Source organism: Embleya sp. NPDC050493 (genome assembly GCF_044458105.1).
Lineage (GTDB): Bacteria > Actinomycetota > Actinomycetes > Streptomycetales > Streptomycetaceae > Embleya.
The window spans coordinates 404,771-418,233 of sequence record NZ_JBITHP010000002.1 but is presented as its reverse complement, the minus strand read 5'-3'; the positions used below and the strand labels follow the sequence as shown (position 1 = coordinate 418,233).

11 protein-coding genes are annotated in these 13,463 nt (G+C 69.5%); 2 read left to right on the top strand and 9 right to left on the bottom strand.

Annotated features, from left to right (window positions below):
• Nucleotides 1-45 precede the first annotated feature (45 nt).
• Nucleotides 46-672, top strand: coding sequence for a phosphatase PAP2 family protein (locus ACIBM5_RS05165; RefSeq protein ID WP_396005461.1), 627 nt, complete (start codon nt 46-48; stop codon nt 670-672).
• Here the strand turns inward: ACIBM5_RS05165 and ACIBM5_RS05160 are convergent.
• Nucleotides 602-1,531, bottom strand: coding sequence for an NAD(P)H-dependent flavin oxidoreductase (locus ACIBM5_RS05160; protein WP_396005460.1), 930 nt, complete (start codon nt 1,529-1,531; stop codon nt 602-604). The two genes, ACIBM5_RS05165 and ACIBM5_RS05160, sit on opposite strands and share 71 nt — an antisense overlap.
• A gap of 261 nt (nt 1,532-1,792) precedes the next feature.
• Between ACIBM5_RS05160 and ACIBM5_RS05155 the strand changes: the two genes are divergently transcribed.
• The gene (locus tag ACIBM5_RS05155) at nt 1,793-3,208 is read left to right on the top strand and encodes an APC family permease (RefSeq protein WP_396005459.1); all 1,416 of its coding nucleotides are present in this window, start codon (nt 1,793-1,795) and stop codon (nt 3,206-3,208) included.
• Between the two features lie 95 nt (nt 3,209-3,303).
• Here the strand turns inward: ACIBM5_RS05155 and ACIBM5_RS05150 are convergent, their stop codons facing one another.
• The 8 genes from ACIBM5_RS05150 to ACIBM5_RS05115 all read right to left on the bottom strand — a co-directional run bounded on the left by ACIBM5_RS05150 (nt 3,304) and on the right by ACIBM5_RS05115 (nt 13,241).
• The gene (locus ACIBM5_RS05150) at nt 3,304-4,098 is read right to left on the bottom strand and encodes a tyrosine-protein phosphatase (RefSeq protein ID WP_396005458.1); all 795 of its coding nucleotides are present in this window, start codon (nt 4,096-4,098) and stop codon (nt 3,304-3,306) included.
• Between the two features lie 52 nt (nt 4,099-4,150).
• Entirely contained in the window at nt 4,151-5,110 is a 960-nt protein-coding gene (locus ACIBM5_RS05145) for a metallophosphoesterase (RefSeq protein WP_396005457.1), read from the bottom strand.
• Nucleotides 5,111-5,320: 210 nt separating this feature from the next.
• On the bottom strand, nt 5,321-6,823 hold the full coding sequence (locus ACIBM5_RS05140) for a CoA-acylating methylmalonate-semialdehyde dehydrogenase (RefSeq protein WP_391582804.1): 1,503 nt from the start codon (nt 6,821-6,823) through the stop codon (nt 5,321-5,323).
• A gap of 402 nt (nt 6,824-7,225) precedes the next feature.
• Nucleotides 7,226-8,656 (bottom strand): NAD(P)/FAD-dependent oxidoreductase, encoded by a 1,431-nt coding sequence (locus ACIBM5_RS05135; protein WP_396005455.1) that lies wholly within the window; start codon nt 8,654-8,656, stop codon nt 7,226-7,228.
• Nucleotides 8,657-8,762: 106 nt separating this feature from the next.
• Nucleotides 8,763-9,563 carry an ABC transporter permease gene (locus tag ACIBM5_RS05130; protein WP_396005454.1) on the bottom strand — a complete coding sequence of 267 codons (801 nt, stop codon included), beginning with the start codon at nt 9,561-9,563 and terminating at the stop codon, nt 8,763-8,765.
• On the bottom strand, nt 9,563-10,495 hold the full coding sequence (locus ACIBM5_RS05125; RefSeq protein ID WP_396005453.1) for an ABC transporter permease: 933 nt from the start codon (nt 10,493-10,495) through the stop codon (nt 9,563-9,565). The genes ACIBM5_RS05130 and ACIBM5_RS05125 overlap by 1 nt, the downstream gene beginning before the upstream one ends.
• On the bottom strand, nt 10,492-11,643 hold the full coding sequence (locus ACIBM5_RS05120) for an ABC transporter ATP-binding protein (RefSeq protein WP_396005452.1): 1,152 nt from the start codon (nt 11,641-11,643) through the stop codon (nt 10,492-10,494). The genes ACIBM5_RS05125 and ACIBM5_RS05120 overlap by 4 nt, the downstream gene beginning before the upstream one ends.
• Nucleotides 11,644-11,738: 95 nt before the next feature.
• Nucleotides 11,739-13,241, bottom strand: a complete 1,503-nt coding sequence (locus ACIBM5_RS05115; RefSeq protein WP_396005451.1) for a gamma-aminobutyraldehyde dehydrogenase — start codon at nt 13,239-13,241, stop codon at nt 11,739-11,741.
• Between the last annotated feature and the right edge of the window lie 222 nt (nt 13,242-13,463).

Sequence of the window (13,463 nt, the reverse complement as noted above, 5' to 3'; positions counted from 1 at the left end):
CCGCTGATTCTCCTTCTCGCGCTCGTCGCGCTCACCGTCCAGGTAGTGGCCGAAAGCGGACCCTCGCTCGACCTGGATCACACCGTGCGAAACGCGATCCGCGATCTCGCGGGCGCGAGCGGAGCGGCCCGGCTCGACGGACCGATGCACGTCCTGGCCGACCTGGGCGGGCCACTGCCCGCCGGGATCGCCCTCGCCGCCGCGGCGCTGTTCGCGACCGTACGCAGGCGCAGCGCGTACCCGATCGCCATCGCGGCGGGCGGCGTGCTCGTGGTGACGATCGCGGTGATCGCCGGCAAGGATCTGATCGGACGGCCGGGACCGAGCGAAGCCCCGGTGCCCGCCGACGGGTGGGGCTTCTTCCCGTCCGGGCACACCGCGACCTCGACGGTCTGCTACGGGATCGCCGCACTGCTGCTCGGGCGTGTCGGCTCGGCGCGGGCGGGCCGACGCTGGGCCGTGGGTGCGGTCGTGCTGTGCGCCCTGATCGGGTTCGCGCTGCTGTGGTGCGACTACCACTGGCTCGCGGACGTGCTGGCCTCGTGGGCACTGTGCGGGATCGTGTTGTGGGCGGCGGCGCGGGTGGCCGACGCCGGCGGGCTCAGAGCTCGCCCGCCCGCCGCACCGCCGTCGCCATCGCCGCGTGGAACCCCGCCATCGTCCGCTCGATGATCGCGGCCACCGACTCCACGTCGTGCACCAAGCCGACCGACTGACCCGCGGAGGCGAGCGACGCCTCCATCTCGCCGTCGAAGTACAACCGCTTGATCGCGTCGAGCGAGCTGTGCGCCGGCCCGCCGGAGGCGGCGAGCGCGCGGGAGAACTCGGTACCCAGGACCCGCATGGTCGGGCTGCCCGTGCGGTTGACCACCACGGTCCCGGTCTCGTCCGCGGCCAACACCGCCTGCTTGTAGTGGGCGTGTACCGGGCTCTCGGCCGAGGCCAGGAACCGGGTGCCCATCTGGACCGCCTCCGCCCCGAGCGCGAACGCCGCCGCCATGCCGCGCCCGTCCACGATGCCGCCGGCGGCGACCAGAGGCAGGTCGGTGATCTCCCGGATGCCCTGGAGCAGCACGAGCAGCGACACCTCGGCCGGATTCTTGAAGCCGCCGCCCTCGGCGCCCTCCACCACCAGTCCGTCCACACCGGCCTCGATCGCCTTGCGGGCGGCCCGGATCGAGGGCACCACGTGATAGACGGTCAGGCCGTGCTCTCGAAGCAGGCCCACGAGGGTCGCCGGATTGCCGGCCGACGTGGTCACGAACCGCACCCCCGCGTCCGCCACGTGCCGCACGAGCCGGTCGTCGCGCAGGAACATCAGCGGCAGGTTGACCCCGAACGGCAGCCCCGAGGCGACCATCGTGTCGATCTCCCGACGGCACGCGTCGACCTCGCCGGAGGAGGTCTCCACCATCCCGAGGCCGCCCGCCGCGGACACCGCCGCGGCCAGTCGGGAGCGGGCTATCCAGCCCATCGGCGCCTGGATGACCGGGTGCCGGGCGCCGGTGTGCGCGAGTACGCGGTTGACCATGGCCGGAGGCTATCTCGACAGGTGAACGGTAGGAAAACTTTTCCCGCAGCCGAATCTGCGGATTACGTACCATCAGATGCCAGCTTGAAGCGATATTCGATGAAATCTGGGCGTACTCCCTACGGAATCAGTTGCCAACGGGATCTTGACGGGTGATCAAACGGGCGTTTGTATTACGCCGCACCGTTCGGAAGGCACGAACGGCTCATATCCGTCCCGGAGGCGATAACCGCACCCCGCTGTCCCGCAGAGGTAGCGCATATGGCTGTTGAAACAACCCCACCGCCGTCCGGGACCCTGACTCCAGTCACCCTCGACGCCGATGGCACCCCCGCCCCGCTCAAGCGCTCCATCGGAGTCGTCGGCGGCACCCTGCTCACACTCTCCTGTCTGACCCCCGCGTCCTCGCTGTTCGTGATCGTTCCGGGGATGTTCGAAACGCTCGGCTCCGGAACCGCGTTGGCCCTGGTCGTGGCCGCCGTCCTGTGTGTCGGCGTCGCGTTCTGTTACTCCGAGCTGGGCACCCTGATCCCCAGCGCCGGCGGCGAGTACGCCATGGTCGGCACCCTGATGGGCCGCTTCATGGGCTGGCTGGTCTTCATCATCGCCACCATCGTGGTGATGATCGTGCCGCCGATCATCGCCCTGGGTACCGCCGAGTATCTGACCTCGATCGCGACGTTCGACACGATGTGGGCCGGCGCCGCGGTGATGATCCTGGCCACCGTCATGGGGCTGCTCGACCTGCGTGCGAACGCGTGGGTGACCGGCGTCTTCCTGGCCCTGGAGGTGATCGCCGCCGCGATCGTGGCCTTCCTCGGCTTCGCCAACGTGAACCAGGCGACCTCGACGCTGATCAAGCCCGAGGTCGTCGTGGACGCCGCGAGCAACACGACGGACCCGCTGAAGATGGGTGTGCTGATCGCGGGCATGGCGGGCGCCCTGTTCGCCCTGCAGGGCTTTTCCACCGCGGTCTATCTGGCCGAGGAGATGGAGAACCCGCGGCGCACGGTCTCCCGCACGGTGTTGTGGACCCTGGGCCTGGGCGGCGTGATCCTGATCGTGCCCACCGTCGCGATCTCGCTGGGCGCGCCGGACCAGGCGTCGCTGGCGGGCGGCGACATCCTCGGCCTGGTCGAGGGTTGGTCCAACCACGGCACGGCCACCTTCATCGGCCTGTGCATCGCGCTGGCGATCATCAACGCGGGCGTGGTCATGGTGATCCAGAACTCCCGCGTGGTCTACGCCTCGGCCCGCGACCGGGCCTGGCCCGAGCCGATCAACCGGGCGTTCGGCAAGGTGAACCGCTTCGGCTCGCCGTGGGTCTCCACGCTGGTGGTCGGGGTGCCCGGCGCGCTCCTGTGCTTCGTGAACCTGGACATCCTCGGTGAGGTCACCGGCGTCGCGGTCGCCGCGCTCTACCTGGTGGTGGCGCTCGCCGTGCTGGTCGCCCGGAAGGGCGCGCACAAGAGCACCCAGGCCTGGCGCATGCCGCTGTGGCCGGCGATCCCGGTGCTCCTGATCGCGTCGATGATCTACGTGCTGACCGAGCAGCCGACCCGCGCCCTGCTGATCACCGGCGGGGTGCTGGTCCTGGCCGCGCTGTACTGGGTGGTCTACCTGCGTCCGCGTCAGGAGACCCGCTGGAACATCAAGCTGATGGCCGACGACTCCTGATTCTCGGCGGCCCGCGGCAACCGTCGTAGGCCGTACCGACCCGAGGGCGGTGCCTCCTCCTGTGGGCACCGTCCTCGGGCGCGTCCGGACCCGGCTCAGTCCTCCAGCAGCATCGCCCGCAGCCGGTCCAGCCGCTCCGCGTCCAGGCCCAGACCCTGCTCCAGGTAGGCGTCGAAGCCGCCCCAGTGGGTGTCCATCACCTCCAGCGCGCCGCGCAGGTATTCCTCGCGCACCTCCAGGAACGGCTGGAAGAGTTCCAGCAGGCCCGGCCGCATCGCGAGCTTGTCGCTGTTCGGCTCGTAGCGGTTGCCCGGGTCGTTGCTGATCAGGTAGTTCGCCACCGCGTCGTCGGCGGAGACCCCGACGATGCGCTGCACCAGAGCCGCCGCGATCCCGGCACGGTCCTTGCCGGCCGAACAGTGCACCACGACCGGCAGGCCGTCCGCGTCGAGCATCGCGCGCAACATCTGCGCGTGCCGGTCGACCCGACTCACCACCTGGTCGCGGTAGTCCGCCGCGATCGACTTCTCCGCGCGCCCGTTGCCCAGCCGCTCGCGCAGCACGCTCAGGTCGGCGCTGCGCAGATCCTTCCAGAAGTCCGAGTGGCGGGCCGGATCGGACATCGGCAGGTTCAGCCACCGGGCACCGTCGGGCAGCACGTCGGCGCCGTCCAGTTCGATGTCGGCCGGGCTGCGCAGGTCCACCACGAGCCGGATGCCCAGGTCGGCCAGGACGGCGCGGTCCGCCTCCGTGGGCTTGGCCAGGTGGCCGCTGCGGAAGTAGCGACCGGCCCGCACCCGCCGGCCGTCGGCGGTGGGCAGTCCGCCGATGTCGCGGAAGTTGCGGACCCCTTCGAGGGCGAGTCCGGCGTCCGCCTGATGCTGTGTCACGTGTCTCCTCGTGCTGGTCGGGCTGTGGTCGTGGCCGTGCGGGGGATCGGACTCAGGCGCCGCGGACCGGACGGGGCTCGCCGAACCTGGCCTCGAACCGCTCGTCGCTCATCTCGCGCATCTCCTCGATGGTCACCACGCCCAGCATGAGATCGGTGAGAAAGCGCGGTGCGGGTTTGGCGCGCATCGTGTCCGTGATCGGACCGGGCGCGGTGTGCGCGGCGGATTCGACCCGGCCGTCCGGATGCAAGGTGAAGGTGCGGTAGCCGGGGCCGTCGAAGTGTTTGCCGGCGTAGTCGATGCTGTACGTGGTCGAGGGCGCCACATACACCGGTACGCCGGCGAACTCGCCCTCCAGCGCACCGTGCAGGTGGCCGCCGGAGATGGCCCGGATGTGCCCGAAGTCGCTGAGCAGCGCGCCGAGTCGACCGGAGGGGTCCAGGTTCGGGCAGATCTCGGCGAGCGGCGGCTGGTGCACGAACAGCAGCACGTGCTCGGCGTCCGAACCGGCCAGGATCTCCCGGATCCGGGCGGCTTCGGGCGCACTCAGTTCCGGCCCGTCGGCCCGGGTCATCCGGTCGTCGAGGTCGCGGTACACGCCCTCGCCCACGTGCTCGCGGCCGAGCGCGTTGGTGTCCACCATGAGCAACAGCCAGGACCCGATCCGCACCGCGGGTTCCAGGTGCACGCCGGTGCGCGGCAGGCCCGCGATGTAGGCGTCGTGGTTGTCGTGGTTCCCGGGCAGGCAGTACACGGGCACCGGGAGTTCCTGGAGCACGTCCCCCAGCCGCCGGTAGGCCCCGGGCTCGCCGGTGTCCGCCAGGTCGCCGGAGGCCACCAGCACATCGGCGGCGGCGAGCGCGTCGGCGGCGTCCGCGAGGGTCGCGGCCAGCCCGGCGTCCGGATCGTGCTGCACGAACCCGTGGGTGCCCGGAGCGTCCCGATAGTGCACGTCGGAAATCTGGATCAAACGGATGGCGGTATCGCCGGCCGGACCGTCTTCGATGGGCATGCGCCATTCCCCTGTCACGTCCGTGAACGGTCGCAGACTGATCATCTGACGACCCGTCACGCATGCTGCCAGGGAAGGCGTGCGGAGGAAATGGCGAAGCGGCCCGGGGTCGGTGCGGACCGCGGACGACGAAGCCCGCCCGACCACGTCATTGGGGTCGGGCGGGCTGGACACGGCCTGGGAGCGCGGGCTCGCCGAGGCGGGCGAGCGTCAGTCGTTGGTGGGGAAGCCCAGGTTGATGCCGCCGTGGCTGGGGTCGAGCCAGCGCTGGGTGACGACCTTGCCGCGGGTGAAGAACTGCACGCCGTCGGCGCCGTACGCGTGCAGGTCGCCGAACAGCGAGTTCTTCCAGCCGCCGAACGAGTAGTAGGCGACCGGGACCGGGATCGGCACGTTGATGCCGATCATGCCCACCTCGACCTCGTTCTGGAACCTGCGGGCGGCGCCGCCGTCGTTGGTGAAGATCGCGGTGCCGTTGCCGTACGGGTTGGCGTTGATCAGCGCCAGGCCCTCGTCGTAGGACTCGACCCGCACGACCGACAACACCGGGCCGAAGATCTCGTCGGTGTAGATCGACATCTCGGGGGTGACGTTGTCGAACAGGGTCGGGCCGACCCAGTAGCCGTCGGCGGTGTCGGTGCCGTTGATCGGGTGCTCGCGGCCGTCCACCACGAGCGTCGCGCCCTGGTCCTCGCCGGCCCGCACGTACGACAGCACCTTGTCCGCGTGCTGGCGGGTGACCAGCGGGCCCATCTCGGAGGCGGCGTCGTTGCCCGCGCCGACCCGGAGCTTGGTCATCCGCTCCTTGATCCGGGCGATCAGCTCGTCGGCGATCGGCTCGACCGCGACCAGGGCCGAGATCGCCATGCAGCGCTCGCCGGCCGCACCGAAACCGGCGTTGACCGCGGCGTCGGCGACCAGGTCCAGGTCGGCGTCCGGGAGCACCAGCATGTGGTTCTTGGCGCCGCCCAGGGCCTGCACGCGCTTCCCGTAGCGGGTGCCGTTCTCGTACACGTACTTGGCGATCGGGGTCGAGCCGACGAACGAGACGGACTTGATGTCCGGGTGCTCCAGGATCCGGTCCACGGCGACCTTGTCGCCGTGCACGACGTTGAACACGCCGTCGGGCAGACCGGCCTGCTTCCACAGGTCGGCGAGGAAGTTCGCGGTGGACGGGTCCTTCTCGCTCGGCTTGAGGATCACCGTGTTGCCGGTGGCGATCGCGATCGGGAAGAACCACATCGGGACCATCGCCGGGAAGTTGAACGGCGAGATGATCGCGACCGGACCCAGCGGCTGGCGGATCGAGTAGACGTCGATGCCGGTCGACGCCTGCTCGGAGTGCCCACCCTTCTGCAAGTGCGGGATGCCGCAAGCGAGTTCCACGACCTCCTGGCCGCGGGCGATCTCGCCGAGCGCGTCCGAGTGCACCTTGCCGTGCTCGGCCACGATGATCGCGGCGAGCTCGTCCTTCTTGGCGTTGAGCAGCTCACGGAAGTTGAAGAGCACCGACGAGCGCTTCGCGAGCGAGGCGTTCTTCCAGCCGGCGAAGGCCCGGACGGCGACCGAGACGGCCTCGTCGACCTCGGCCACGGAGGCGTAGTCGACCGTGCCGGTGACCTTGCCGGTGGCGGGGTTGTGGATGTCGCCCCGACGCTCGGAGACGCCGGTCCACTCCGCGTTGGCAATCCAGTGGGTTACGTGGTTCGTCACGGTCCGACCTTCCGGGGGATGCGGGTTTGGCGAGGGGCCGCACAAGCCCCGTACGGTTTGCCAGTCTGCTGGCCGGGTGGGAGGGGCTCAAGCTTCAAGGTGTCGGCGGTTGGGCCGTTCGCCTTACAGACCGTCTCGGGCAGCGTGGATATGCCCGCCCGCACCACCCGTCACGTTTCGGAAAATGTTGCGGATTTACCGCGAAGGGGCGGACGAATCAGGCGCCGCAGCCTTGCCGGATCTCGCGAATGACGCGCCGGAAGCCGGGTGAGGTGCATGCTCACCCGGCTGCCCAAGGCGCGTCGGCGCCCACGACTCGATCGCGTGCGGTGATCGACGAGCGCGCGAGGAAAGCGGCCTGAGGCCGCCGGTGGCGCAGCCACCTCCGCGCGCAGCGCGTTTCTAACTGTCGAAGCCCATGCCGACCTTGTCGAGCGCCTTCAGCCACAGGTTGCGCTTGCCGGCGTTCTTGTCCGCGCGGTCCATCGACCACTTGGTCATCGTCACGCCCGCCCACTTGATCGGTTCCGGCGGGAACGGGAGGGGCTTGGTGCGGACCATTTCGAGTTCGGTGCGCTCGGTCGGGCGACCGTCGAGCTTGTCCAGCATCACCTCGGCGCCGAAGCGGGTGGCGCCCACACCCAGACCGGTGAAGCCCAGCGCGTACGCGACCTTGCCCTTGTACGCCGTCCCGAAGAACGCCGAGAAGCGGCTGCACGTGTCGATCGCGCCGCCCCACGTGTGGCTGAAGCGCAGACCCTCCAACTGCGGGAAGGTCTCGAAGAAGTGCTGCGCGAGCTTCGCGAACGTCTCCGGGCGCTGGTCCAGGTCCGAGGAGAGCTTGGAGCCGTAGTGGTAGACGGCGTCGTAACCGCCCCACAGGATCCGGTTGTCCGCGCTGAGCCGGTAGTAGTGGAACTGGTTGTTCGTGTCGCCGATGCCCTGCCGGTTGTGCCAGCCGATCGCCTCGAGTTGCCCGGCGCTCAGCGGCTCGGTCATCATCGCGTAGTCGTAGACCGGCACCACGAACGGCCGCAGTCGCTTGACCAGCGACGGGAAGACGTTGGTGCCCAGCGCCACATTGCCCGCGAAGACCCGGCCGTACGCGGTCTTGAGCACCATCCCCGAGCCGTGCTCGGCCAGTTCGGTCACCTTCGTGCGCTCATGGATCCGCACGCCCAGCGACTCGCACGCGGCCTTGAGGCCCCAGGCCAGTCGGGCCGGGTCGATGATCGCGCAGCCGGTCCGGTCCCAGACGCCGGCGAGGTAGGTGGGCGAGTCGACCTCCGCCCGCACCTCGTCCCGGTCCAGGAAGGTCAGTTCGGTGCCGTACCGGCGGGCGAGGTCGATCTCCTCGCGCAGTTCCTCGACCTGGTGCGGCTGGGTCGCGACGCTGAGTTCGCCGGTGCGACGGAAGTCGCAGTCGATGCCGTAGCGCTTGATCGCCGCCTCGATCTCGTCGAGGTTGTGCTCGCCGAGCCGCTCCAGCCGGGCGAGTTCGCCCTCCCAGCGATCCAGCCCGTTGTAGAAGCCGTGGGTCAGGCTCGCGGCGCAGAATCCGCCGTTGCGGCCCGAGGCCGCCCAGCCGATCTCGTGCGCCTCGACCAGCACCACATCGCGCGAGGGGTTGCGTTCCTTGGCGATCAGCGCGGTCCACAGACCCGAGTAGCCGCCGCCGACGATCGCGAGATCGCAGTGGTCGTCGCCGACCAGGGCCGCGCACGGCTCCGGACGGTCGCTCTGGTCGAGCCAGAAGGGGGTGGGCGCGGCGTCCGCGAGCGAGCGGATGGCCTCGACCGAGGGAGCAGGATCCGACGTGTTCCGGGGACCCATGGGGTTTCACCACTTTCGCAGTGCCCGCCGGGGCCGCCTTGTCGGGCCCCGGCGATTTCACCGCATAGCTACAGATCTGGGATTGATCATCATCCAACAGGCGAAACTACGCCCGCTGTTTGGCTCGCCGCGAGGCACGGATCTGCCCGATCATCACGATCAGCACGGCGATCACGAACATCGCCGAGCCGATCACGTTGATCTGCGGCGGCGTGCCGCGCTGCGCCGCGCCGTACACGAACATCGGGAAGGTGACCGTGTTGCCCGAGGTGAAGTTCGTGATCACGAAGTCGTCGAAGCTCAGCGCGAAGGCGAGCATCGCGCCCGCCCCGATGCCGGGCGCGGCGAGCGGCAGGGTCACCCGCAGGAACACCTGGGTGGGCGAGGCGTACAGGTCCTGTGCGGCCTCTTCGAGCTTGGGATCCATGCCCAGGACACGGGCCTTGACCGCGACCACGACGAAGCTCAGGCAGAACATGATGTGCGCGATCAGGATCGTCACGAAGCCGGTGTTGATCCGCATGTTCAGGAACAGCGTGCCGAGCGAGGCGCCCATCACCACCTCGGGCATGGACATCGGCAGGAACAGCAGCGTGTTGATCGCGCCGCGGGCCCGGAACCGGTAGCGGCCGAGCGCGAACGCGATCGCGGTACCGAGCGCCGTGGCGATCAGGGTGGACAGGACCGCGATCTTCATGCTGATCGCGACCGAGTCACAGATGCCGGCGACCCCGCACGGCTCCTTCCACGCATCGAGCGTGAAGCCGTTCCAGGTGTAGTTGAAGCGCCCGTTCGGGTCGTTGAACGAGAACATCAGCACGACGATGTTGGGCAGCGTCATGTAGCCGAGCGCGAGCAGGCCGAACAGCACGATGACGTTGCGACGCAACCAGTTGACGACGGCCATCAGACCAGGTCCTCCGTCCCCGCCTTGCGGATGTACGCCGTCACCATGAGCACGATCAGCAACATCAGGATGAACGACAGGGCGGCTGCGGTCGGGTAGTCCAGCACCCGCAGGAACTGGGTCTGGATCACGTTGCCCGCCATGCCGGTGTCCGGCGAGCCGAGCCACTGCGCGTTGACGTAGTCGCCGGACGCCGGGATGAAGGTGAGCAGCGTGCCGGAGACCACGCCCGGCAGCGACAGCGGGAAGGTGACCTTGGCGAAGGTGGTCCGCGGCGACGCGTACAGGTCGCCCGCGGCCTCGTGCAGGCGCGGATCGATCCGCTCCAGACACGCGTACAGCGGCAGCACCATGAACGGCAGGAAGTTGTAGGTCAGACCGCAGATCACCGCGAGCGGCGTGGCCAGCACCCGGTCGTCCTGGGTCAGGCCGAGGAACGCCGTGACGTTGGTGAAGTGCAGCTTGTTGAGCACGTCGACGACGATCCCGTTGTCCGCCAGGATCGTCTTCCAGGCCAGCGTGCGGACCAGGAAGCTGGTGAAGAACGGTGCGATCACCAGCACCAGCCACATGCCGCGCCACCGGCCGGCCTTGAACGCGATCGCGTAGGCGAGCGGGTAGCCGATCACCAGGCACATCACGGTCGCCGCGGCCGCGTACCCGAACGAGCGCAGGAACTGCGGGTAGTACTGGTCGAGCGCGTCCGAGTAGGTGGCCCAGTGCCAGGTGAGGTCGTAGCCCTTGGTCAGGTTGCCGGTCTGCAGCGACGTCGAGCCCTGCACCACCATCGGGATCGCGAAGAAGACCACCAGCCACAGCAGGCCGGGCGCGAGCAGCGCGTACGGTACCCACCTGCCGCGCCGCTTGAGCTCCGTGGTCTTGGTGTCCGCACCTCCCGTCGTGCCCGCGCCGAGGGTGCCGAGCGCGCTCACGCGGCGTCCTCGCTCGCCTCGGCGATGCCCGCGGTCAGGTCGCCCGACTCCAGGCCGAAGCCGTGCTCCGGGTTCCAGTGCAGGGTCACCGTCGCCCCGGGCACCACGCGCGGGTCGCGCTCCATGTTCTGTTCGAACACGGTGAACTCCTGGCCCCACGGCATCCGCACCACGTACTGCGTGGAGACGCCGATGAACGCGGCGTCCACGATCACGCCGCCGTCGAGGCGGTTGCGGTTGTCCGCGACCTTCGCGTCCGCCGCGTAGGAGATGGTGATCTTCTCCGGTCGGATGCCCATCACCAGGTGGTCGCCGTCGGCGGCCGAGCGGGCGGCGGGCAGCGCCAGCCGGTTGCCCTGCGCGTCCAACAGCAGATCGCCGTCGGCGCGCCCGGTCACCTTGGCCTCGACCAGGTTGGACTGGCCCAGGAAGTTGGCCACGAACGTGGTGCGCGGCGCCTCGTACAGCTCGACCGGGGAGCCGAGTTGCTCTATTCGGCCGCCGTTCATCACGGCGATCGTGTCGGCCATCGTCATGGCCTCTTCCTGGTCGTGCGTCACGTGCACGAACGTGATGCCCACGTCGGTCTGGATGCGCTTGAGTTCGAGCTGCATCTGCCGGCGCAGCTTGAGGTCGAGCGCGCCCAGCGGTTCGTCCAGGAGCAGCACCTGCGGCGTGTTGATCAGCGCCCGGGCCACCGCGACCCGCTGCTGCTGACCGCCGGAGAGTTGGGTCGGCTTGCGCTTGGCCAGGTGCCCCAGCTCGACCAGGTCGAGCATGTCCTCGACCTGCTTCCGGGTGTCCTTGATGCCGCGCCGCCTGAGGCCGAAGCCGACGTTGTCGGCCACGCTCAGATGCGGGAAGAGCGCATAGTTCTGGAACACCGTGTTCACCGGGCGCTTGTACGGCGGAAGCGCCGTGACGTCGCGGTCGCCGATGCTCACGCTGCCGGTCGAGGGCTGCTCCAGTCCGGCGATCATCCGCAGCGTCGTGGTCTTGCCGCAGCCCGAGGCACCGAGGAGGGCGAAGAACGATCCCGCGGGGATCGTCAGGTCCATGGGTCGGACGGCCGTGAAGTCACCGTAGTGCTTGCTCAGGCCCGCCAAGGAGACGTCGCCGGAGGCGCCGGCCCGCTGCTGCTCAGTCATGATTCCTCTCGCCGCGCCGCGGGCCCCGAACCCGCTCGCCGGCCGCAAGGGCGGCCGAGGACTCGCGTCCTCGGCCGCCCGTTCGATGGGGGTGGTTACCGGGCTCCGAAGATCGTCCGGTGCCAGTCCTTGCGGGCGATTCCCGTGCCGTCGTACATCACGTGCTTGACCTGGGTGTACTCGTCGAAGGAGTACTGCGACATGTCCTTGCCGAAGCCGGATGCCTTGTAACCGCCGTGCGGCATGTCGCTGATGATCGGGATGTGGTCGTTGACCCACACGCAGCCGGCCTGGATCTCCCGGGTCGCGCGCAGCGAGCGGAAGATGTCGCGCGTCCAGGCGGAGGCGGCCAGGCCGTACGGGGTGTCGTTGGCGAGCCGGATGCCCTCCTCGTCGCTGTCGAACGGCAGCACGACCAGGACCGGGCCGAAGATCTCGTCCTGCACGATCTCGCTGTCCTGGGCCACACCCGTGACCAGCGTCGGGCGGTAGAACGCGCCCCTGGCCAGTTCGCCGCCGGGGATCTCGCCGCCGGTCACGATGGTCGCGCCGTAGCCGCGGGCGCGCTCGACGAAGCCGGCCACCGACTCCTGCTGGCGCCGCGAGACGAGCGGGCCGAGGTCGGTCGCGGGGTCCATCGTGTCGCCCAGGCGCACGCCGTCGTACAGCTCCGCGACGCCCGCCACGAACGCGTCGTAGAGCGGGCGCTGCACGTACGCGCGGGTCGCGGCGGTGCAGTCCTGGCCCGAGTTGATCAGCGATGCGGCGACCGCGCCGTTGATCGCCGCGTCGAGGTCGGCGTCGTCGAAGACCACGAACGGGGCCTTGCCGCCGAGTTCGAGGTGCAGGCGCTTGACGGTCTGCAGCGCCACCTCGCCGACCCGCTTGCCGACCCCGGTGGAGCCGGTGAACGAGACCATCGACACGTCGGCGTGGCCCATCAGGTATTCGCCGACGGTGCGGCCCTTGCCCGTGATCACGTTGACCACGCCGTCCGGGATGCCCGCGTCGGCGCACGCCTGGGCGAACATCAACGAGGTCAGCGGGGTGATCTCGGCCGGCTTGAGCACGATCGTGTTGCCCGCGGCGATCGCCGGCAGGATCTTCCACGCGGCCATCTGGAGCGGATAGTTCCACGGCGCGATCGAGCCGACCACGCCGATCGCCTCACGACGCACCATCGAGGTGGAGCCGGCCGCGTACTCGCCGGCCGCCTTGCCCTCCAGGTTGCGGGCCGCGCCCGCGAAGAACGCCGTGTTGTCGATCGTGCCCGGCACGTCGAACTCGGTGCTGAGCCGGATCGGCTTGCCCGCCTGCGCGGTCTCGACCCGGGCGAACTCCTCGGCCCGCTCCTCGAGCAGCACCGACAGCCGGTTCAGCGCGGTCGCCCGCTCGCCCGGGGTGGCCTGTGACCACTGCGGGAAGGCGCCCTTGGCGGCGGCTACCGCCGCGTCCACGTCCGAGGTGTTCGCGAGGGTGACCGTCTCGACCGTCTCGCCGGTGGCCGGGTCGACGACGTCGAAGGTCTCTCCGGACGAGCCCTGCCGCAGTTGTCCCCCGACGTACTGATGACCTTTGCCGAAGTCCTGCACAGGCATGGGAGCCCTCCAAGGGGGTTTTCGATGAGCAGACGGGCGCTGCGTGCGGTGGGTATGCGCGTGAGCCGCGTCAGCGTAGGACGATGCCGTTTCGACACGGGGTGCCGCAACAGGCACATCGACAGGTAGGGCGGCGTGGGCTTTACAGGTCGCCAATCGCCCGTTCGAACCCAGGGGTCCGGGGTCGAACCGGGCGCCGACCTGTCACCATGGAAGCGTTGC

Excerpts from the sequence above, each read along its gene's own strand:
- ACIBM5_RS05135 (WP_396005455.1), bottom strand. The coding sequence starts at position 8,656 with ATGGGTCCCCGGAACACGTCGGATCCTGCTCCCTCGGTCGAGGCCATC.
- ACIBM5_RS05130 (WP_396005454.1), bottom strand. The coding sequence starts at position 9,563 with ATGGCCGTCGTCAACTGGTTGCGTCGCAACGTCATCGTGCTGTTCGGC.
- ACIBM5_RS05120 (WP_396005452.1), bottom strand. The coding sequence starts at position 11,643 with ATGACTGAGCAGCAGCGGGCCGGCGCCTCCGGCGACGTCTCCTTGGCG.
- ACIBM5_RS05115 (WP_396005451.1), bottom strand. The coding sequence starts at position 13,241 with ATGCCTGTGCAGGACTTCGGCAAAGGTCATCAGTACGTCGGGGGACAA.
- ACIBM5_RS05155 (WP_396005459.1), top strand. The coding sequence starts at position 1,793 with ATGGCTGTTGAAACAACCCCACCGCCGTCCGGGACCCTGACTCCAGTC.
- ACIBM5_RS05145 (WP_396005457.1), bottom strand. The coding sequence starts at position 5,110 with ATGCCCATCGAAGACGGTCCGGCCGGCGATACCGCCATCCGTTTGATC.
- ACIBM5_RS05160 (WP_396005460.1), bottom strand. The coding sequence starts at position 1,531 with ATGGTCAACCGCGTACTCGCGCACACCGGCGCCCGGCACCCGGTCATC.